This is a genomic window from Mycolicibacterium tokaiense (assembly GCF_010725885.1).
Taxonomy (GTDB): Bacteria; Actinomycetota; Actinomycetes; order Mycobacteriales; family Mycobacteriaceae; genus Mycobacterium; species Mycobacterium tokaiense.
Map to the genome: position 1 here is coordinate 4,962,829 of NZ_AP022600.1, position 19,853 is coordinate 4,982,681.

20 protein-coding genes are annotated in these 19,853 nt (G+C 68.4%); 9 read left to right on the plus strand and 11 right to left on the minus strand.

The genetic code is table 11. The annotated features are described in order from the left end of the window. Positions 1-19 precede the first annotated feature (19 nt). Positions 20-2,476: a phosphoketolase family protein gene (locus G6N58_RS24250; protein WP_115281207.1), complete on the minus strand. Its 2,457-nt coding sequence runs from the start codon at positions 2,474-2,476 to the stop codon at positions 20-22. A gap of 120 nt (positions 2,477-2,596) precedes the next feature. Here G6N58_RS24250 and G6N58_RS24255 point away from each other — a divergent pair, with 120 nt between their 5' ends. Further along, the gene (locus G6N58_RS24255; RefSeq protein WP_115281206.1) at positions 2,597-3,361 is read left to right on the plus strand and encodes a CPBP family intramembrane glutamic endopeptidase; all 765 of its coding nucleotides are present in this window, start codon (positions 2,597-2,599) and stop codon (positions 3,359-3,361) included. A 162-nt stretch (positions 3,362-3,523) separates the two neighbouring features. On the opposite strand, the gene G6N58_RS24260 is transcribed toward G6N58_RS24255, so the two are convergent. Then, complete coding sequence (locus tag G6N58_RS24260) at positions 3,524-3,835, minus strand: GlsB/YeaQ/YmgE family stress response membrane protein (RefSeq protein ID WP_115281205.1); 312 nt, start codon at positions 3,833-3,835, stop codon at positions 3,524-3,526. A gap of 112 nt (positions 3,836-3,947) precedes the next feature. Next, entirely contained in the window at positions 3,948-4,976 is a 1,029-nt protein-coding gene (locus tag G6N58_RS24265) for an APA family fibronectin-binding glycoprotein (protein ID WP_115281204.1), read from the minus strand. Positions 4,977-5,207: 231 nt separating this feature from the next. Between G6N58_RS24265 and G6N58_RS24270 the strand changes: the two genes are divergently transcribed. The 4 genes from G6N58_RS24270 (at position 5,208) to G6N58_RS24285 (ending at position 9,325) form a co-directional block, all read left to right on the plus strand. Beyond that, complete coding sequence (locus G6N58_RS24270) at positions 5,208-5,879, plus strand: SDR family oxidoreductase (protein WP_115281203.1); 672 nt, start codon at positions 5,208-5,210, stop codon at positions 5,877-5,879. Between the two features lie 96 nt (positions 5,880-5,975). Next, complete coding sequence (locus tag G6N58_RS24275) at positions 5,976-6,914, plus strand: LLM class F420-dependent oxidoreductase (protein WP_115281202.1); 939 nt, start codon at positions 5,976-5,978, stop codon at positions 6,912-6,914. Further along, positions 6,911-7,828: an LLM class F420-dependent oxidoreductase gene (locus G6N58_RS24280; protein ID WP_115281201.1), complete on the plus strand. Its 918-nt coding sequence runs from the start codon at positions 6,911-6,913 to the stop codon at positions 7,826-7,828. Before G6N58_RS24275 ends, G6N58_RS24280 begins: the two co-directional genes overlap by 4 nt. Before the next feature lie 102 nt (positions 7,829-7,930). Next, positions 7,931-9,325 (plus strand): type II NADH:quinone oxidoreductase Ndh, encoded by a 1,395-nt coding sequence (locus G6N58_RS24285; protein WP_115281200.1) that lies wholly within the window; start codon positions 7,931-7,933, stop codon positions 9,323-9,325. Here the strand turns inward: G6N58_RS24285 and G6N58_RS24290 are convergent. The 8 genes from G6N58_RS24290 to G6N58_RS24325 form a co-directional block, all read right to left on the minus strand. Continuing rightward, positions 9,322-9,960: an urease accessory protein UreD gene (locus G6N58_RS24290; protein ID WP_115281199.1), complete on the minus strand. Its 639-nt coding sequence runs from the start codon at positions 9,958-9,960 to the stop codon at positions 9,322-9,324. The two genes, G6N58_RS24285 and G6N58_RS24290, sit on opposite strands and share 4 nt — an antisense overlap. Further along, entirely contained in the window at positions 9,960-10,640 is a 681-nt protein-coding gene (ureG, locus tag G6N58_RS24295) for an urease accessory protein UreG (protein ID WP_115281198.1), read from the minus strand. Before ureG ends, G6N58_RS24290 begins: the two co-directional genes overlap by 1 nt. A gap of 16 nt (positions 10,641-10,656) precedes the next feature. Beyond that, a complete protein-coding gene (locus tag G6N58_RS24300; protein ID WP_115281197.1) occupies positions 10,657-11,289 on the minus strand; it encodes an urease accessory protein UreF in 633 nt (210 codons plus the stop codon). Positions 11,290-11,295: 6 nt separating this feature from the next. Then, positions 11,296-13,017 (minus strand): urease subunit alpha, encoded by a 1,722-nt coding sequence (locus tag G6N58_RS24305; RefSeq protein ID WP_115281196.1) that lies wholly within the window; start codon positions 13,015-13,017, stop codon positions 11,296-11,298. Beyond that, the gene (locus G6N58_RS24310; protein WP_115281195.1) at positions 13,017-13,328 is read right to left on the minus strand and encodes an urease subunit beta; all 312 of its coding nucleotides are present in this window, start codon (positions 13,326-13,328) and stop codon (positions 13,017-13,019) included. Before G6N58_RS24310 ends, G6N58_RS24305 begins: the two co-directional genes overlap by 1 nt. Beyond that, positions 13,325-13,627, minus strand: coding sequence for an urease subunit gamma (locus tag G6N58_RS24315; protein WP_068917038.1), 303 nt, complete (start codon positions 13,625-13,627; stop codon positions 13,325-13,327). Before G6N58_RS24315 ends, G6N58_RS24310 begins: the two co-directional genes overlap by 4 nt. Before the next feature lie 114 nt (positions 13,628-13,741). After that, the gene (locus tag G6N58_RS24320; RefSeq protein ID WP_115281194.1) at positions 13,742-14,161 is read right to left on the minus strand and encodes a PaaI family thioesterase; all 420 of its coding nucleotides are present in this window, start codon (positions 14,159-14,161) and stop codon (positions 13,742-13,744) included. Positions 14,162-14,296: 135 nt separating this feature from the next. Further along, positions 14,297-15,106, minus strand: coding sequence for an iron reductase (locus tag G6N58_RS24325; RefSeq protein WP_115281193.1), 810 nt, complete (start codon positions 15,104-15,106; stop codon positions 14,297-14,299). A gap of 204 nt (positions 15,107-15,310) precedes the next feature. On the opposite strand from G6N58_RS24325, the gene G6N58_RS24330 reads away from it, so the two are divergent. From G6N58_RS24330 to G6N58_RS24345, 4 genes are all read left to right on the plus strand, one after another. Continuing rightward, on the plus strand, positions 15,311-15,727 hold the full coding sequence (locus G6N58_RS24330; RefSeq protein ID WP_115281192.1) for a BlaI/MecI/CopY family transcriptional regulator: 417 nt from the start codon (positions 15,311-15,313) through the stop codon (positions 15,725-15,727). A gap of 14 nt (positions 15,728-15,741) precedes the next feature. Beyond that, on the plus strand, positions 15,742-16,689 hold the full coding sequence (locus G6N58_RS24335) for a M56 family metallopeptidase (RefSeq protein WP_115281191.1): 948 nt from the start codon (positions 15,742-15,744) through the stop codon (positions 16,687-16,689). 40 nt (positions 16,690-16,729) lie between these two features. Continuing rightward, positions 16,730-18,184 (plus strand): NADP-dependent phosphogluconate dehydrogenase, encoded by a 1,455-nt coding sequence (gene gnd / locus G6N58_RS24340; RefSeq protein ID WP_115281190.1) that lies wholly within the window; start codon positions 16,730-16,732, stop codon positions 18,182-18,184. Positions 18,185-18,287: 103 nt separating this feature from the next. Beyond that, complete coding sequence (locus G6N58_RS24345) at positions 18,288-19,724, plus strand: GuaB1 family IMP dehydrogenase-related protein (protein WP_115282100.1); 1,437 nt, start codon at positions 18,288-18,290, stop codon at positions 19,722-19,724. Positions 19,725-19,853: the final 129 nt, after the last annotated feature.

Genomic DNA, 19,853 nt, shown 5'->3' on the forward strand with positions numbered 1-19,853 from the left:
CCCACCGCCACCCGGCGTCCTACTCGTTGTCACCGCCGGTGTCCGAGCCCACGCCGGCAGCAGTATCCAGACCGCGGGCGTCGGGCCACACCCAGTCCTTGACCTCCGGGATGTCGTCGCCGAACTCCCGGGTGTACTCACGTGCGGCAATCCGCTTGTCCACCATGGCTTGTCGCAGGGTGGCGCACGTCGAGCCCAGGGACGGCACCCGGTCGATCACGTCCATCACCAGGTGGTAGCGGTCCAGGTCATTGAGCATCACCATGTCGAAAGGTGTGGTGGTGGTGCCCTCCTCCTTGTACCCCCGCACGTGGATGTTGACGTGCCCGGTCCGGCGGTAGGTCAGCCGGTGGATCAGCCACGGGTAGCCGTGATAGGCGAAGATCACCGGCTTGCTGGCGGTGAAGATCATGTCGAACTGCCGGCTCGACAGCCCGTGCGGATGTTCGGTGTCGTCCTGCAGGCGCATCAGGTCCACCACGTTGACGAACCGCACCTTGAGCTCGGGCAGATGCCGGCGCAGCAGGTCCACCGCGGCCAGACCCTCCAACGTCGGGACGTCGCCGGCGGTGGCGATCACCACGTCCGGGTCGGTGCCCACCTGCTCGGTGCCAGCCCAGTCCCAGATGCCGAGCCCGCGGGTGCAGTGCGCGATCGCCTGATCCATGGTCAGGAAGTTCGGATGCGGCTGCTTTCCCGCCACCACCACGTTGACGTACTGCCGGGAGCGCAGGCAGTGATCGTAGGTCGACAGCAGCGTGTTGGCATCCGGCGGCAGATACACCCGCACCACCGCCGCCTTCTTGTTGACGACGTGGTCGATGAAGCCCGGGTCCTGATGGCTGAAGCCGTTGTGGTCCTGACGCCAAACATGGCTGGACAGAAGGTAGTTCAGGCTGGCGATGGGCCGGCGCCACGGGATGTGGTTGGTGACCTTCAGCCATTTCGCGTGCTGGTTCATCATCGAGTCGATGATGTGGATGAACGCCTCGTAGCAGTTGAACAGCCCATGCCGGCCCGTGAGCAGGTAGCCCTCCAACCAGCCCTGGCACTGGTGCTCGGACAACATCTCCAGCACCCGTCCGGCCCGCGCCAGGTGTTCGTCGACCTCCGGGCCGGCGAACTCGGCGTTCCATTGTTTGTCGGTGGCGTCGTAGACCGCCTGAAGCCGATTGGACGCCGTCTCGTCCGGTCCGAAGATGCGGAAGTTGTGGGGGTTGAGTCGCACCACATCGGTGAGCCACTCACCCAGCACCTTTGTCGCCTCGGCCACCGTGCCGCCCGGCACGGGCACGTCGACCCCGTACTCGCGGAAGTCCGGCAGCCGCAGATCCTTGAGCAGCGCGCCGCCGTTGGCGTGCGGGTTGTCACTCATCCGCAGCTCCCCCGGCGGGGCCAGCTCTGCGATCGACGGCAGCAACCGGCCGTCGGCATCGAACAGCTCCTCGGCCCGATAGGACGCCAGCCAGTCGGCCAGTACCTGGAGGTGTTCCGGGGTGTCGCGGGCGCTGGCCAGCGGCACCTGATGCGCGCGCCAGGATCCGGTGGTCAACTTGCCGTCGATCACCTCCGGGCCGGTCCAGCCCTTGGGCGTGCGGAAAACGATCATCGGCCAGCTGGGACGCTCGTCGTCCCCCGCAGCCGCACGGGCCTTGATGTCGGCGATCTCGTTGAGCACCGTGTCGAGCAGTTCGGCGAACCGGCGGTGCGCACCGTCGTGGTCGCCGGCGGCGTCGTCGTCGACCTCGAAGAAGTACGGGTTGTGCCCGTACCCCACCAGCAGCGAGCGCAACTCGTCCTGCGGGATCCGCGCCAGCACCGTCGGATTGGCGATCTTGTAGCCGTTGAGGTGCAGGATCGGCAGCACCACCCCGTCGTTGACCGGGTTGACGAACTTGTTGGAGTGCCAGCTGGTGGCCAATGCCCCGGTTTCGGCCTCCCCATCACCCACCACCGCGGCCACCAGCAGGTCAGGGTTGTCGAAGGCCGCTCCGTAGGCATGGGAGAGGGCGTAGCCCAGCTCGCCGCCCTCGTGGATGGACCCCGGCGTCTCGGGTGCCACGTGCGAGGGGATGCCGCCGGGAAACGAGAACTGTCGGAACAGCCGGCGCAGTCCTTCGGTGTCGCCGGTGATGTCCGGATACACCTCGGAGTACGTGCCGTCGAGATAGGCGTTGGCCACCAGGCCGGGGCCGCCGTGCCCCGGGCCGGTGACGTAGATGGTGGACTGCTGGCGTTCTGAGATCACGCGATTGAGGTGGGCGTAGAGAAAGTTCAGACCGGGTGTGGTGCCCCAGTGCCCGAGCAGCCGCGGCTTGACGTCCTCGCGGGCCAGCGGTGTGCGTAGCAGCGGGTTGTCCAGCAAGTAGATCTGTCCCACCGACAGGTAGTTGGCAGCACGCCACCACCGATCCAGTTGTGTCACGGTGTCGTCGTTGATCGGCGTCACTTCAGCGTTGCGCCATGCGGTCGTCATGCCCGTTCTCCTCCCGACTGTCCTGCCGTTCATCCTTGCGCGTACCCGCCCGCCGCGCAGTTGTGCACCAGGTGTTCATCTGAGGTGACAAACAGCAGGCGCCGCTACACTGCGAAAGTCATGTCTGATGTCAGCGCGGTGGACGCGCGCCCGCACCCACTGCTGGCACAGCTGTCGGCCATCCACCACTTCCGGGTCTACGCGGACATTGCCGTGGTGGTCGTGGTGTTGGCCCTGTCGAACCTGATCGCGCACTTCACCACACCCTGGGCCAGCGTCGCGACCATCCCAGCCGCCGCCGTCGCGCTCCTGGCGCTGGTGCGGGCCCGCGGGCTGTGCTGGTCCGAACTCGGGCTGGGCCGCGAACACTGGCGCTCCGGTGCCGGATACGCCGCGGCTGCCGTCGGACTGGTACTGACCGTCATCGCCATCGGCGCGCTGCTGCCCTGGACGCGTCCGATGTTCATGAACAACAACTACGCGACCTTGTCCGGCGCGCTGCTGGCGTCGCTGATCATCATCCCGCTGCAAACGGTCATTCCCGAGGAACTGGCCTTCCGCGGGGTGCTGCACGGCGCCCTGAACCGGGCCTGGGGCTTCCGCGGTGTCGCAGCGGGCGGTTCGCTGTTGTTCGGCCTCTGGCACATCTCCACGTCGCTGGGTTTGACCAGCAGCAACGTCGGCTTCACGCGCATCTTCGGCGGCGGCGTGCTGGGCATGATCGCCGGCGTGGTGCTGGCTGTGGTGGCCACCGGGGTGGCGGGCTTCGTCTTCACCTGGCTGCGGCGCCGCAGCGGCAGCCTGATCGCGCCCATCGCGTTGCACTGGTCGCTGAACGGCCTGGGTGCGCTGGCGGCGGCGCTGGTCTGGCACGCCTCCACCTGAGCTGCAGGACAAGGAGCGGTCGAGGCAAGCCTGGAGGAGCGGGTCCCTCCGCGACTAAAACGGCCGACGGTGGCTGCGGATGGGGAGAACTCCCCTGCCCGTAACCCACCGCCGGCCGGTTGACCAGGTGGCGCATCCCCCCGAATGCGGGGGGCGCGTCAGCTAGGCGCGGCTTCGCACCTTGCCGACGATCCAGAGCAGGATCACCGAGCCGAGCAGCGCGGTCAAGAAGGTGAAGATCCACCCGCCGCCTGCGGTGTCGAAGGCGAAGCTGAGCAGGAAGCCGCCGATCAAGGCGCCCACGATGCCGATCACGATGTTCATCAGGATGCCGGATCCGGCGCCCTTCATGATCTTGCTGGCCACGAAGCCGGCCAGTCCGCCGATGATGATGTAGCCGATCAACCCCACGCTGGTGGTGGTTGTCGAGCGGGCCAGGATGTCCACCGATTCCGCGACAAGAGCTGTATCCATGCGTACGGTATGCCCACTTCTGACGACTTCTTGCTCTCGATTCGGCAACGGTTTGCCACCATACGCCGACAGCCCCGACCACGTAGGTCAGGGCTGTCAGGACATCAGGCAATCAGGCCGGTGGCGGCGTCATCTCGGGCACCGGAGTGGTGACCGGGACGGGCACGCCCACCTGGGCCCGCGGCGGAGGCGGCGGCGCGTCGGGATCCGGCGGCGGCGCATTCGGGTCAGCCGGCGGCGGCGCGGCGTTCGGGTCCGCGGGCGGTGGAGGCGGCGGAGGCGGGGGCGGGCTCCACGGCCGGATCGAGTTGGCCAGCGCGATGGCGGCGCCGGTGTCGACCGGATCGTTGGCGGTGCCCAGCCACACCACGAACCAACGCTCGTTGCGCTGTCCACGCGGTGCGTTGACGGCCTGGTTGCCCACCACGCCGGCCCAGATCTGGCCGTCGGGCTTGGACGTGTCGGTGAACTTCACCTCGTAGTAGGACGCCGAGCCCGGCAGGCCGTTGGCGTCCAGCGCGGCGGTCTGCTGGTTCATGCGGGTGCCCGCGAAGGGCATGAAGAACTCACCCATGTCGGAGGCCAGTCGGGTGGCGGCCTTGGCGTTGTCGGGCTCGGCACCGGCGAACAGCTTCAGGTCCAACCGGCCCAGCAGGATGCTGGTGTCGGTGGCCACGGCCGCGGGCTGGCCGGGGGCGGCAGCCGGGTTCGATTTCACCAGCAGCGCTGATCCGTAGTTCAGCCGGGCGGCGTCACCCTGCTCCCACCCGGGCGGAAGCACAAAGCTGAAGCCGCCGGCGGGATTGTCGACACGACCGGGTTCGGGGGCCGGCGGAGGGGGCGGGGCATTGGGATCAGCCGGCGGCGCGTTCGGATCTGCGGGCGCAGGCGGCGGCGCATTCGGATCCGCGGGCGGCGGGGGCGGCGCATTCGGATCCGCGGGCGGCGGGGGCGGCGCATTCGGGTCCGCCGGCGGCGGCGCGACCGTGCTGGGCGCCGGCGGCGGAGCCGGCACAGGCTCGGCGTGACCGACGGCGGTGGGGAGAACCAGGGTGATGGCGCTGGCGCCGGCCGCGGCGGCAAGCCCCAGCGACCCCCACTTACCCTTGCGCCGTTTCAGATTCTGCTCCGGCTCATCCATGGCGAAGAACCTACCGTGTTACTCGGGTGACGCAAGCGTGGCCTGGTCACTGGTGTTTCGTGTGTGCGCCCGGTTGAGCGCCACTGCCCCTTGTGTCGCATGGGACGGCGAAATCGTTTCCGTCTCGTTCCCGCGCCGGGTTTCCGGACATAGCTACTGTCCAGTAACATAAGCTCTCGTTCGACGCGGCTCCCCGCGTGGTTCAACGGTGAACGACTAGGAGGTAAGGCCATGGAGGTGCTGGTCACCGGCGGCGATACCGAGCTCGGACGCACAGTTGCGGAGGGCTTCCGCAACGAGGGTCACCGGGTGGTCATCTCTGGCGCCCGCCGCGAGGAACTCGAGGTCGCGGCCAAGGAACTCGACATCGACGCCGTCGTCTGCGACACCACGGAGCCGGCGAGTCTCGCCGAGGCCCGATCCGCCTTCCCGCAGCACCTGGACAGCATCGTGCACGTGCCTGCCCCGCGCTGGCAGGACGGTGATCCCCGCACCTACAGCCTCTCGCAGCAGGCCACCGCGTGGCACAACGCCCTGGACACCACCGTGCTGTCCGCCGCGCTGACCCTGCAGACCATCGGCGATCACCTGCGCGCCGGCGGCTCCGTGGTCAATGTCGTTCCGGAGAGCCCGCGCGATGGCAGCGCCGAGGCCGCCGTCAAGGCCGCGCTGTCGGCGTGGACCGCCGACCAGGCTGCGGTGTACGGCACCCGCGGGATCACCATCAACGTCGTGGCCGCAGGTCGCGGCTCCCAGCCCGGATACGACGGGCTGTCGAGCACGGCGCCGTCCACCGCCGCCGAGATCACGCGGCTGGCGCTGTTCTTGTCGACCGCCGGCGCTCGCCACGTCACCGGCCAGACGCTGCACGTCAGCACCGGAGCGTTGGCTCACTTCGGCTGACCCTCGGCCGCGCAGCGGCGGCCACCGAATATTCCCGCGTTCGCGTCGAGCGAAACGGGGTTCCCGCCCCGCTTATGCGTGGTTACTGTCGGGTTCGTGACCATCAAACTCGGTTTGCAGATCCCCAACTTCTCCTACGGCACCGGCGTCGAACAGCTCTTCCCCACCGTGATCGCGCAGGCGCAGGAGGCCGATGCGGCGGGCTTCGACTCCGTTTTCGTGATGGACCACTTCTACCAACTGCCCGGTCTCGGTGCGCCCGAAGAGCCCATGCTGGAGGCCTACACCACGCTCGGCGCACTGGCCACCGCCACCCAGAAGGTGCAGCTCGGCACGCTGGTCACCGGCAACACCTACCGCAACCCCACCCTGCTGGCCAAAGCCATCACCACCCTCGACGTGGTCAGCGCGGGCCGCGCCATCCTCGGCATCGGCACCGGCTGGTTCGAACTCGAACACGACTCCCTGGGTTACGAATTCGGCACCTTCACCGACCGCTTCAACAAACTCGACGAGGCGCTGCAGATCATCCTGCCGATGCTCGAAGGCGAGCAGGTGACGTTCGAGGGCAGCTACTACCGGACCAAGGAGGCCTTCGCCAATCCGCGCTTCCGAGACCACATCCCGCTGATGATCGGCGGCAGCGGCGAGAAGAAGACCATTCCGCTGGCGGCCAGGCATTTCGACCACCTCAACATCATCGCCGGGTTCGACGAGCTGCCCCGCAAGGTCGCGGTGGTCAAGGAGAACTGCGAGAAGATCGACCGCGACCCCGCGACGTTGGAGACCAGCATCCTGGCCGTGGCGATCATCGACGAGAACGTCACCGCGGACGTCATCCCCGAAGACTTCCGGCAGCAGGCCGTATTCGGCTCGCCAGAGCAGATCGTCGACCAACTCAAGACCAAGGTGCTCGACGTCGGCGTCGACAGCGTGATCCTCTCGCCCGTCACCAACATCAACGGTTACCAGCCCGGCGGCATCACTGCCGTCGCCGAGAAGCTGCTGCCGCTGCTCAACGAGAGCCGGTCATGACGATCAAACTCGGCTACCAGATCCCGAACTTCTCCTACGGCACCGGCGTCGAACAGCTCTTCCCCACCGTCATCGCGCAGGCGCAAGAGGCCGATGCGGCGGGCTTCGACTCCGTCTTCGTGATGGACCACTTCTACCAACTGCCCGGAATCGGTGCGCCCGAAGAGCCCATGCTGGAGGCCTACACCGCTTTGGGGGCGCTGGCCACCGCCACCCAGAAGGTCCAGCTCGGCACCCTGGTCACCGGCAACACCTACCGCAACCCCACCCTGCTGGCCAAAGCCATCACCACCCTCGATGTGGTCAGCGCGGGCCGCGCCATCCTCGGCATCGGTGCAGGCTGGTTCGAACTCGAACACGACTCCCTGGGTTACGAATTCGGCACCTTCACCGACCGCTTCAACAAACTCGACGAGGCGCTGCAGATCATCCTGCCGATGCTCGAAGGCGAGCAGGTGACCCACGACGGCACCTACTACCGGGCCAAAGGGGCCTTCGCCAATCCGCGCTTCCGAGACCACATCCCGCTGATGATCGGCGGCAGCGGCGAGAAGAAGACCATTCCGCTGGCCGTCCGGCACTTCGACCACCTCAACGTCATCGCCGGGTTTGATGACCTCACCGCCAAGCTCGACGTGGTCAAGGCCCGGTGTGAGGACATCGGGCGCGATCCCGCCACATTGGAAACCAGCATGCTGCTCACCGTCGTCCTCGATGACAACGCCAGCCTCGATGACGTGCCGGAGGCGCGGCGGGTGCGTGCTGCCATCGGCAGCCCGGACGCAGTGGCCGAGCAGATCAAGACCAAGGTGCTCGACAAGGGCATCGACGGTGTCATCGTCAACATGCCGTCCTACCGGCCGGGTGCGGTGGCGGCGGTGGCAGAGGCGCTGCGGCCCGTGCTGGCGGGCTGAGCGGCCCGCGGCGAGGCATCTCACTTCGCTCTGCGGAAGACCGCCGACTAACCTAGTCGTTGTACCTGATGTAAGAAGCGGTCATCCGTCAAGGAGCGTCACATGAGCCACCCCGGAGCTACGGCATCGGACAGGCACAAGGTTGTCATCATCGGATCGGGCTTCGGCGCGCTCAATGCCGCCAAGGCCTTGAGGCACACCGACGTCGACATCAAGTTGATCGCGCGCACCACGCATCACTTGTTCCAACCGCTGCTGTACCAGGTGGCCACCGGCATCATCTCCGAAGGCGAGATCGCTCCCCCCACCCGGTTGATCCTGCGCAAGCAGCGCAACGCGCAGGTGCTGCTGGGTGACGTCACCCACGTCGACCTCGAGCACAAGATGGTCGACTCGGTGCTGCTCGGGCACACCTACCGCACGCCGTACGACACGCTGATCCTCGCCGCCGGCGCCGGGCAGTCCTACTTCGGCAACGATCACTTCGCCGAGTTCGCTCCGGGCATGAAGACCATCGACGACGCGCTCGAGCTGCGTGGCCGGATCCTGGGCGCCTTCGAGCAGGCCGAACGCTCGAGTGACCCCGAGCGCCGCCGCAAGCTGCTGACGTTCGTGGTGGTGGGCGCGGGCCCCACCGGCGTGGAGATGGCCGGCCAGATCCAGGAACTCGCCGACCAGACCCTCAAGGGCAGCTTCCGGCACATCGACCCCACCGAGGCGCACGTCATCCTCCTCGACGCCGCCCCTGCGGTGCTCCCGCCGATGGGTGAGAAGCTCGGGCTCAAGGCCAAGGAACGCCTCGAGAAGATGGGTGTGGAGATCCAGCTCAACGCCATGGTCACCGACGTCGACCGCAACGGCATCACGGTCAAGGAGAAGGACGGCTCCACCCGTCGCATCGAGGCCGCCACCAAGGTGTGGTCGGCCGGTGTGCAGGCCAGCCCGCTGGGCCGCGACCTGGCGCACCAGTCCGATACCGAGGTGGACCGTGCGGGCCGCGTGGTCGTCAACCCCGACCTGTCCATCCCCGGGCACCCGAACGTCTTCGTCGTCGGCGACATGGCGTTCGTGCCCGGTGTGCCGGGCATGGCCCAGGGTGCGATCCAGGGCGGCAAGTACGTCGCCAAGATCGTGCACAACGAGCAGAAGGCCCGCGAGCACGGCACCATCCCCAAGCCCCGCGAGCCGTTCAGCTACTTCGACAAGGGCTCGATGGCCACCGTGTCCAAGTACAACGCCGTGGCGCAGATCCCGATCGGCAAGGGCAAACTGGAATTCGGCGGGTTCATCGCCTGGCTGGCGTGGTTGGGCTTGCACCTGATCTACCTGGTGGGCTTCAAGACCAAGATCGCCACCCTGCTGTCGTGGGCGGTGACCTTCTTCGGCCGTCAGCGCGGCCAGATGACGATCACCGAGCAGCAGGCGTACGCGCGCACCCGGTTGGAGCAACTCGAGGAGATCGCCGCCAGTCTCGAGGACGAGAAACAGGCCAGTTAGAGCCGCTCACCCTGCCAGGTGGTCAGCACTCCCCCGCCGGCGAGTTCCAGGGACACACGTCCCCGGAGTTCGCCGGCGGTGCTGTCTGCGGCGGGGTAGATCAGCTCGCTGACACCGGCCCGCGGCGCCGACAACGCATCGTCGGCCACCGCCCCGGTCCCCAGTTCCATCCGGTGGCGCAGCAGCGGCTGCCCTTTGACGTCCGCCCGTAGACCGCCGCTCCAAAAACCCTGCCGCTCACCGCTTCTGCCGATCTGAACCCGCTCCCGCAAGCGGAGCGTGCCGGCGGCGTCGATGTCCACGGCCACCGTGGCGAGGTGGCGGGCGTCGGCGGCCACCACCGTCGGCTCCATGTCCAGGTCGAGGTGGCCACCCACCTCCAGGTGCATCGCCGACCGCGACGTCGTGTCGTCGCGGCCAGGCAGTGCCACCATCGCAGCGACGCTGCGCACCGCCAGCCGGGCACCGGGCTCGACGACCACCCGGATCGAGATGGTGTCCCCGCCCAGCGGAGTGGCCACCGACGACACCAGATGCACGGTGTCGGCCATGGTCGACCGTGCGGCGATCCCGCCGCGGCATTCCAACCGTGGCAGCCGGCCTGCCCGCGCCACGATCACAACCTGCGAGTGCATCAGACGGCGTGTGCCACCGCGAGCTGCTCGCGGACCCAGGCCAGCACGTCGGTGGCCGCCGGGTCGTCGGTGAGGCTGATCAGCACGAACGGCCGACCTTCCCGGACCGCCCCGGCATCCCGGCGCATCACGTCCAGGTCGGCGCCCACCATGGGCGCCAGGTCGGTCTTGTTGATCACCAGCAGATCCGAGAACGTCACGCCGGGTCCACCCTTGCGCGGCACCTTGTCTCCGCCGGCGACGTCGATGACGAAGATCTGGACGTCGATCAGGCCGGAGGAGAACGTCGCGGTGAGATTGTCCCCACCGGACTCCACCAGGATCAGATCCAGGTGATCGTGCCCGGCGATGAGATCGTCGATGGCGTCGAGGTTGGCGGTGATGTCGTCGCGGATCGCGGTGTGCGGGCACCCCCCGGTCTGCACCGCGGCGATGCGGTCGTCGGGCAGCACGGCATGACGCCGCAGGAAGTCGGCGTCCTCGGTGGTGTAGATGTCGTTGGTCAGCACCGCCAGCGACAGTTCGTCGCGCAGTTGCCGGCACAGCGCAGCCACCAGGGCCGTCTTACCGGAGCCCACCGGTCCCCCGACGCCGATGCGCAGCGGTTCCCCGGGCCGGCGCACGCGCCTGGGCCGCTCACTGTGACCGTGCGGCTGACCGTCGATGAAATGTGGTGGCATGGTTGACCTTTCAGTACTAGCTGACGAACAGGGGACGCTCGCGGGCGGCGTGACGCTGGGCCAGCACGTCGAGCAGCGGATCGGACAGGTCGGCGAGCCCGGCCAGGGCCTCCATTGCAGTGTGGTCACACAGGTCCGAACAGGCGAAGGTCAGGGCGGCCACGTCGGCAGGGTCCAGCGCCAGCAGACGCTGCGCGGCCGTCGCGGACCCGGTCATGGTGGTGTAGACCAGGGACAGCGCGGTGTGTTCCGGGTCGAGTTCGCTGACCCGTCCCACCACACCGGCTACCACCCCCAGGTGCGGCGCCCGGCCCAGCGCCGACCAGTCGCCCGGCCACACCCGTTTGGCCAGTCGCAGCAACCCGCGCCCCTGGGCGCGCGACGCACGGCGGGCCGCCGGTGCCGGGGTGCGGGCGTCGGTCTCCAGATCCGCGAGTTCGGTGGTGAGCGTGCCGGATTGGACCGCCACCGCCACCGACGCGGTGATCAGTCCACTGGTCCGGATCCGGCGGCGCAGGAACGCCTCGAGGGTGGCCAGGTCGGTGACCAGACCGCTGACCACGGCCTCCTCCATGCCGCCGGAGTGCACGTGCCCGCCGGTCGGCAATCGCGAGTCGGCCAGATTGAGCAGGGTGGTCAGCGTGGGCATGGCGGCCTAGAAGAGGAAATAGCGTTGCGCCATCGGCAGTTCCGCTGCAGGCTGCTCTTCCCAGACCTGTCCGTCGATGCGCACCGTGAACGAGTCGGGGTCCACCTCGATGGACGGCAGGGCGTCGTTGAGCGGCATGTCCGCCTTTCCGACCTTGCGGACGTTGCCCACCGGCACCAGCCTGCGCCTGATGTCCAGCCGGTCGGCCAGCCCGTCCTCGATGGCGGCCGGCGCCACGAAGTGCACCGACGTGGCGGCCGCAGACACCGGGGCGGCACCGAACATGGGCCGCGGCAGCACCGGCTGCGGCGTCGGGATGGAGGCGTTGGCATCCCCCATGGCCGCCCAGGCGATCATGCCGCCCTTGATGACGGCGTGCGGCCGGACCCCGAAAAACGCCGGCTCCCAGAGCACCAGGTCGGCGAGCTTGCCCACTTCGACCGATCCGATCTCGGAGTCCATCCCGTGGGCCACCGCGGGGCAGATGGTGTACTTCGCGACGTAGCGCTGCACGCGGTTGTTGTCGGCGTTGGTGTCGCCGTCGAGGAAGCCGCGGCGCTTCTTCATCACGTGGGCGGTCTGCCAGGTACGCATCACCACCTCGCCGATACGGCCCATGGCCTGGGCGTCGGAGCCGATCATCGAGATCGCGCCGATGTCGTGCAGCAGGTCCTCGGCGGCGATCGTCGAAGGACGAATGCGGCTTTCGGCAAAAGCCAGGTCCTCGGGCACACTGGGATTGAGGTGATGGCAGACCATCAGCATGTCCAGGTGCTCGTCGAGGGTGTTGACGGTGTGCGGCCGGGTGGGGTTGGTGGAGCTGGGCAGCACATTGGGGTGCGACGCCACGGTGATGATGTCCGGCGCGTGTCCGCCGCCGGCACCCTCGGTGTGATACGCGTGGATCGAGCGCCCCTTGATCGCCGCGAGGGTGTCCTCGACGAACGCCATCTCGTTGAGGGTGTCGGTGTGGATGTTGGCCTGCACACCGGCCGCGTCGGCGACCGTCAGGCAGGCGTCGATGGCGGCCGGGGTGGTGCCCCAGTCCTCGTGCAGCTTGAATCCCGCTGCGCCGCCGCGCAACTGCTCCCACATGGCCTCGTGGCTGACGGTGTTGCCCTTGCCGAGCAGCGCGATGTTCAGCGGCCAGTGGTCGAGCGACTCCAGCATCCGGGCGAGATGCCAGGCGCCGGGGGTGACGGTGGTGGCCTTGCTGCCTTCCGCCGGCCCGGTGCCACCGGCGACGATCGTGGTGATGCCGCCGCCGAGCGCCTCTTCCATGATCTGCGGGCAGATCAGGTGGACGTGGCAGTCGATGGCGCCGGCGGTGACGATGCGGCCGTTTCCGGCGATGATCTCCGTCGACGGGCCGACCACCAGGTCGGGGTGCACCCCGGACATGATGTCGGGGTTGCCGGCCTTGCCGATGGCCACGATGCGGCCGTCGCGGATCCCGATGTCGGCCTTGATGATTCCCCAGTGGTCGACGATGACCGCACCGGTGATGACGGTGTCGGGGGCGCCGTCGGCGCGGGTGGCCCGCGACTGCCCCATCGATTCACGCAGCACCTTGCCGCCACCGAACACCGCTTCGTCGCCGGCCAGGTCCGGGCCTCCGCTGCGGTCCTCGGTGATCTCGATCAGCAGGTCGGTGTCGGCGAGCCGGATGCGGTCGCCGGTGGTGGGACCGAACAGCGCGGCGTGACGGGACCGGGACAACGCGGCCATCAGGAGTCCAGCTTTCCGGGAGGGGTCAGAGACAGGCCGGGCACTTCGCGGGCGCCGCGCAACGGGACCAGGCTGACGGTCTGCGCCACCCCGGGCTCGAAGCGCACCGCAGTGCCGGCCGGGATGTCGAAGCGGTAGCCGTGGGCGGCCGCACGGTCGAAGGACAGCGCCGAATTGGCTTGCGGCAGATGGACGTGGCTGCCCACCTGCACCGGACGGTCACCGGTGTTGACGATCTCCAGCTCGAGGCGCTGCGCGCCGGCATTGAGTTCGATGTCGCCGGCACCGAACAGGATCTCACCGGGGATCATGAGATCGGGTGGTGCACGGTCACGAGCTTCGTTCCGTCCGGGAACGTCGCTTCGACCTGGACGTCATAGAGCATCTCGGGCACCCCCTCCATCACGTCCTCCCGGGTCAGCACCTCCCGGCCCGAACTCATCAGCTCGGCCACGGTGCGGCCGTCGCGCGCTCCTTCGAGCAGATGGTCGGTGATGAGTGCCACCGCCTCCGGGTGGTTGAGCTTCAAGCCCCGGGCCTGCCGACGCCGGGCGAGCTCGGCTGCGTACGACAACAGCAGCCGTTCCTGTTCATGCGGGGACAAACGCATGAGGATCGATCCTGCCACCCTTTGTACTGCCGCGCCGGATGAGCGGTCCGGCTCAGTCCGTGGTCGCCTCGAGGTTCTGGAGCCGGACCTGGCCCCGCGCTCCACTGCCCCCGATCAGTCCGTGGTCGCCTCGAGGTTCTGGAGCCGGACCTGGCCCCGCGCGATGACACGATCCTTTTCGTCCTTGACCGTCACCAGCCACAGCTGCTGGCGGCGTCCGCGGTGCAGCGGCTCGGATTGTCCGTAGACCGTGCCGGAGGAGATAGCCCGCAGGAAGTCGGTGTTGTTGTTGACGCCCACCACGTTGCCGCCGCCGTGGGCGGCCAGCCAGGTGTAGGCCGAGACGCTGGCCATGCTCTCGATGATGGTGGAGTAGACGCCGCCGTGGACGATGCCCATGGGCTGATGCAGGGCCGGCTTCACCTCGAGCTCGGCCTTGGCGCCGTCCGGGGTGACTTCGGTGTAGACCAGGCCTATCTCAGTGTCGAACGGCGCGGTGAAGTCGAGCGGGATGACCGGCGAGTTATCTGGCACGTGTCTTGTTTACACCGCACCTGACCCGCAAATGACGGCGAGCCCCGCGCAGGGTGCGCGGGGCTCGCCTCTTCGAGTGGACCGGGGGTCTCTGCAGCCCTCAGGACTCCGGCTCGGTCCGTTAGCTCGACCTGTTCAATATAGGCAAGGCTGCCCTAATTTGGCAAGACCTTCGTGACGACCGGGGCGAGCGAAGAGGCTGCCGGCTCGGCGCAGCCGCGACGGACCGCGCACCGGGAGGCCGAATCCGACCAGTGCATCCAGCACCGCCTGCCCGCGTCGCATGCCCACCACCTCGCTGTAGCCGGCGAGCATGGGCACCTGGGTGGCCGCCACCACGATCGCCGACCCGACCGTCTGCCACATCGATTCCACGCTCACCGCGCCATCGCTGATCTGGTGCAGCTTGGCGAACAACGGGGTGAGCGAACGATGGCACCGGTGGGCGATCCAGGTGGCCAGAGCGGCCTCACTCGGCAGCTCCACCACCCCTTCGGCAGGACGCCCACTGCGGACACAGGGGTCGTCCGGCAACACCCGCACGGTGGGATCCACCACGCCGAGCCAGTCGATGGCGCCCTCGGAATCGACGTGCACCCACAGGTTCTCCAGGCCGGTGTCCCACGCCCGGCCCTCCAGGACAACCAGTGCGACAACACGTCCGATCACCGCGTGCGCCAGCGTCGCAGCCAGTTGTTGGGCCGCCGCGGTCCGACTGTCCATCTCCTCGGCGGCGGCGGCGAACATCACCTCGAGGCGGTCGCCGGTCACAGCCGCCGTCAGAGGCCACCACCGGCGCCGGGATACGTCGCCCATGACCGCGACGCCGTAGACCCGGGGGCATTCCGGGTAGAGCACCCGCAATCGCCGACTCGACTCGTGCAGCGGCAACACCCGGCGAATCGTCATCCCAGCGATGAGTGGATCGTCCACCACAGCAGTCATGGCACCTCCTCGTATGCTTAGGTAAGCCTAACCATAAAAACATGAGGGGCACGTACCGAACCAGGTGAGCACGCTCACAAACCCGGGCGGCCGCTGGGAAACATTCGGCGGGCGACGTTCGTTACAGCCCAGCAAGGTAGTTACGACGGTCGGTAGTAATCCCGGGTAGTCTGACCACATAGGTTTTTCGGAGATGAACGGAACATGGCCAAGGTGGCGCGTTTAGGAGAGTTGGAGCAGGCGGTCATGGACCGCCTGTGGTCCACGGGGGAACCGCAGACCGTACGGCAGGTGCACGAGGCGCTGTCGGAACACCGTGACCTGGCGTACACCACGGTGATGACGGTGCTGCAGCGCTTGGCCAAGAAGCATCTCGTGGTGCAGCACCGCGACGACCGGGCTCATCGGTACGCGCCGATGCACGGGCGCGACGAACTGGTCGCCGGACTGATGGTGGACGCCCTGGATCAGGCCTCCGATACCGGCAGCCGGCAGGCCGCGCTGGTGCACTTTGTGGAACGGGTGGGCGCCGACGAGGCGGAAGCCCTGCGTCGCGCACTGGCTGAACTGGAAGCAAAACACGGCCTGACCAGCGCGGCTGGCGACTCCGCGAGCGCCTGACGGATACTGGCAGCGTGTCCGCGCTGGCCTTCTCCGCTCTCGCGCTGCTGTTGGTGGGCCCGGTGCCCGCTCTGCTGGCGCGATCGACGTGGCCGCTTCGCGCACCCCGCGCCGCCGTGGTGCTCTGGCAGTCCATCGCCGCGGCCGCCGTGCTCTCCGCATTCTCGGCCGGGATCGCCATCGCCAGCCAGCTCTTCGTCCCCGGGCCCGACGGCCGCCCCACCACCCTGCTCGGCGAGATCGACCAGTTGGGTTGGCCGCTGTGGCTGATGTCGATCACCGTGTTCGGCCTGACCCTGCTGGTCGGCGCCCGCCTGATCGTCGCGGGCACCCAGGTTTTCGTCTCCACCCGCCGGCGCCGGGCTCACCACCGCACCCTGGTGGACATCCTCGGGGTCAGCAACGACCGCGCCGCCGCGCAGGCCTGCACGCGGGCCAGCGAACTGCGCATCCTCGACGTCGCGCAACCCCTGGCCTACTGCCTGCCGGGGGTCCGCGGCCGGGTCGTGGTCAGCGAGGGCGCCCTGAGCACCCTGGCCGACGACGAGGTGACTGCCATCCTGACCCACGAGCGGGCGCATCTGCGCGCCCGCCACGACCTGGTGCTGGAGGCGTTCATCGCCGTCTACGTGGCTTTCCCCCGTTTCGTCCGCAGCCGCAGCGCGCTGGACGCGGTCCGCCTGCTGATCGAACTGCTTGCCGACGACGCCGCCGTGCGCGCCGCCGGACCCACTCCCCTGGCCCGGGCTCTGGTGGCCTGCGCCGCGGGCCGCGCCCCCAAAGGTGCGCTGGCTGCCGGCGGGCCCACCACCGTCATCCGGGTGCGTCGCCTCGCGGGCCGCCCCAACAGCACGCCGCTGGCCGTCGCCGCCTACCTGAGCGCGGTGGCCATCCTGGTGGTGCCCACCTTCGCCGTGGTGGTGCCGTGGCTGCACGAGCTGGAGCGGCTGTTCTCCGGTTAGGCTCTTGGAGACTCAAGAACTGAACAACGGAGGCGCCTCAATGTCCGACCCTTCCACCGATGGCACCGCTCAGATCGGCGTCACCGGTCTGGCCGTGATGGGTTCCAACCTCGCGCGTAATTTCGCCCGGCACGGCTACACCGTCGCGCTGCACAACCGCACCGTCGCCAAGACCGACGCCCTGCTGGACGAGCACGGCTCTGACGGCAACTTCGTCCGCAGCGAGACCATCCCGGAATTCCTTGCCGCACTGGAGAAACCGCGCCGCGTGATCATCATGGTCAAGGCCGGCGACCCCACCGACGCCGTCATCAACGAACTGGCCGACGCCATGGAACCCGGCGACATCATCATCGACGGTGGCAACGCCCTCTACACCGACACCATCCGCCGCGAGAAGGCCATCCGCGAGCGTGGGCTGCACTTCGTGGGCGCCGGCATCTCCGGCGGTGAAGAGGGTGCGCTGAACGGGCCCTCGATCATGCCCGGCGGCCCCGCCGAGTCCTACAAGAGTCTCGGCCCGCTGCTGGAAGAGATCTCCGCCCACGTCGACGGTGTGCCCTGCTGCACCCACATCGGTCCCGACGGTGCCGGGCACTTCGTCAAGATGGTGCACAACGGCATCGAGTACTCCGACATGCAGCTCATCGGCGAGGCCTATCAGCTGCTGCGCGACGGCCTCGGCAAGAGCGCACCCGAGATCGCCGAGGTCTTCCAGGAGTGGAACTCCGGCGACCTGGACAGCTTCCTGGTCGAGATCACCGCCCAGGTACTGCGCCAGACCGACGCCAAGACCGGGCAGCCGCTGGTCGACGTCATCCTCGACGAGGCCGAGCAGAAAGGCACCGGCCGCTGGACCGTCAAGTCCGCACTCGATCTGGGGGTGCCCGTCACCGGCATCGCCGAGGCGGTGTTCGCGCGCGCCCTGTCGGGATCGGTGGCCCAACGCAAGGCCACCACCGGACTGGCCTCCGGCGACCTGGGCGACAAGCCCACCGACGACGCACAGTTCACCGAAGACATCCGCCAGGCGCTGTACGCGTCGAAGATCATCGCCTACGCCCAGGGGTTCAACCAGATCCAGGCCGGCTCCGACGAGTACAACTGGGACATCAAACCCGGTGACATGGCCAGGATCTGGCGCGGTGGCTGCATCATCCGGGCCAAGTTCCTCAACCGGATCACCGAAGCCTTCGACAACGATCCCCATCTGCCCACGCTGATCGTCGACCCGTACTTCCGCGACGCCATCGAGGCCGCGATCGACAGCTGGCGCCGGGTGGTGGTCACGGCCACCGAGCTGGGCATCCCGATCCCGGGCTTCTCCTCGGCACTGTCCTACTACGACGGGCTGCGCACCGAGCGGTTGCCCGCCGCGCTCACCCAGGGGCTGCGTGACCTTTTCGGCGCGCACACCTACGGCCGCATCGACGCCGACCGCGACAAGCGGTTCCACACCCTGTGGAGCGGGGACCACACCGAAGTCGAGGTCTGACGGCCCCGCAGGAAGGGTTTCGATCGCGAGCAGACGTCAACTCGGGTGAGTCCACGCGGATTCACCCGAGTTCGCGTCTGCTCGCCGACGTAGGGTGGGGTACGTGCAGTTTCTCGAAGGCCACCAGCCCCCGTATGACCTGACCTACGACGACGTCTTCGTCGTGCCGAATCGCAGCGAGGTGGCGTCCCGCTTCGATGTGGACCTGTCCACCTCGGACGGCACCGGCACCACGATTCCGGTGGTGGTGGCGAACATGACCGCAGTCGCCGGGCGGCGGATGGCGGAGACCGTGGCGCGCCGCGGTGGCATCGTGGTGTTGCCGCAGGACCTGCCCATCTCCGCGGTGCGCGAGACGGTGGATTTCGTCAAGAGCCGCGACCTGGTGGCCGACACCCCGGTGATGCTGGCGCCTGAGGACTCGGTGTCCGACGCGGTGGCCCTGATCCACAAGCGCGCTCACGGCGCGGCCGTGGTGGTCGACGACGGTCGGCCCATCGGCCTGGTCACCGAGGCGGCCTGCGTCGGCGTGGACCGCTTCGCACGGGTGCGCGACGTGGCCGCCACCGACTTCATCACCGCGCCGGTGGGCACCGATCCGCGCAAGATCTTCGACCTGCTCGACCACGCCCCCATCGGCATGGCGGTGCTCACCGACGCCGACGGCCGGTTGGCCGGCGTGCTCACCCGCACCGGCGCCGTGCGAGCGGGCATCTACACCCCCGCGGTGGACGCCCAGGGCAGGCTGCGCATCGCCGCCGCCGTGGGCATCAACGGTGACGTGGCCGCCAAGGCCACCGCCCTGGCCGAGGCCGGGGCCGACGTCCTGGTGGTCGACACCGCGCACGGGCACCAGCAGAAGATGATCGACGCCATCTCCGCGGTGGCCGCCCTGGAACTGGGCCTGCCCCTGGCCGCAGGCAACGTGGTGTCGGCCGCAGGCACCCGGGACCTCATCAACGCCGGTGCGTCCATCGTCAAGGTCGGGGTGGGCCCCGGCGCCATGTGCACCACCAGGATGATGACCGGTGTCGGCCGGCCGCAGTTCTCGGCCGTGTTCGAATGCTCCACGGCCGCACGCGAACTCGGTGCGCACGTGTGGGCCGACGGTGGCGTCCGCCACCCCCGCGACGTGGCGTTGGCCCTGGCCGCCGGTGCGTCGAACGTGATGATCGGCTCGTGGTTCGCCGGCACCTACGAATCCCCCGGCGACCTGATGCGCGACCGCGACAACCGGCCGTACAAGGAGAGCTACGGCATGGCGTCCAAGCGCGCCGTCGCCGCCCGCACCGCCGCCGACGGCGCCTTCGACCGGGCCCGCAAAGCCCTGTTCGAGGAGGGCATCTCCACCTCGCGGATGGCCGTCGACCCCGAACGCGGCGGCGTCGAGGACCTGCTGGACCACATCACCTCGGGTGTGCGCAGCACCTGCACGTACGTGGGTGCGGCCACACTGGCCGAGCTCTACGAGAAGGTGGTGCTGGGCGTGCAGTCCGCAGCCGGATTTGCCGAAGGTCACCCGCTGCCGGCCGGCTGGTGACCCGCAGACAGTTAATATGTCAACCCATGCGGATTGATCCGCAACGTGAACGAAAGGGAGAGCGTGCCTCAGGCACCCAGTGACACGGGCGCTGTTGTCCTGGCCCGGAATCCGGTGCAGGACCCCGCG

Coding starts and splice junctions, on each gene's coding strand:
- G6N58_RS24330 (WP_115281192.1), top strand. CDS start 15,311: ATGGCCAAGGTGGCGCGTTTAGGAGAGTTGGAGCAGGCGGTCATGGAC.
- G6N58_RS24265 (WP_115281204.1), bottom strand. CDS start 4,976: ATGGATGAGCCGGAGCAGAATCTGAAACGGCGCAAGGGTAAGTGGGGG.
- G6N58_RS24290 (WP_115281199.1), bottom strand. CDS start 9,960: ATGCACTCGCAGGTTGTGATCGTGGCGCGGGCAGGCCGGCTGCCACGG.
- G6N58_RS24305 (WP_115281196.1), bottom strand. CDS start 13,017: ATGGCCGCGTTGTCCCGGTCCCGTCACGCCGCGCTGTTCGGTCCCACC.
- gnd (WP_115281190.1), top strand. CDS start 16,730: ATGTCCGACCCTTCCACCGATGGCACCGCTCAGATCGGCGTCACCGGT.
- G6N58_RS24300 (WP_115281197.1), bottom strand. CDS start 11,289: ATGCCCACGCTGACCACCCTGCTCAATCTGGCCGACTCGCGATTGCCG.
- ureG (WP_115281198.1), bottom strand. CDS start 10,640: ATGCCACCACATTTCATCGACGGTCAGCCGCACGGTCACAGTGAGCGG.
- G6N58_RS24270 (WP_115281203.1), top strand. CDS start 5,208: ATGGAGGTGCTGGTCACCGGCGGCGATACCGAGCTCGGACGCACAGTT.
- G6N58_RS24325 (WP_115281193.1), bottom strand. CDS start 15,106: ATGACTGCTGTGGTGGACGATCCACTCATCGCTGGGATGACGATTCGC.
- G6N58_RS24285 (WP_115281200.1), top strand. CDS start 7,931: ATGAGCCACCCCGGAGCTACGGCATCGGACAGGCACAAGGTTGTCATC.
- G6N58_RS24250 (WP_115281207.1), bottom strand. CDS start 2,476: ATGACGACCGCATGGCGCAACGCTGAAGTGACGCCGATCAACGACGAC.
- G6N58_RS24315 (WP_068917038.1), bottom strand. CDS start 13,627: ATGCGTTTGTCCCCGCATGAACAGGAACGGCTGCTGTTGTCGTACGCA.
- G6N58_RS24260 (WP_115281205.1), bottom strand. CDS start 3,835: ATGGATACAGCTCTTGTCGCGGAATCGGTGGACATCCTGGCCCGCTCG.
- G6N58_RS24255 (WP_115281206.1), top strand. CDS start 2,597: ATGTCTGATGTCAGCGCGGTGGACGCGCGCCCGCACCCACTGCTGGCA.
- G6N58_RS24310 (WP_115281195.1), bottom strand. CDS start 13,328: ATGATCCCCGGTGAGATCCTGTTCGGTGCCGGCGACATCGAACTCAAT.
- G6N58_RS24280 (WP_115281201.1), top strand. CDS start 6,911: ATGACGATCAAACTCGGCTACCAGATCCCGAACTTCTCCTACGGCACC.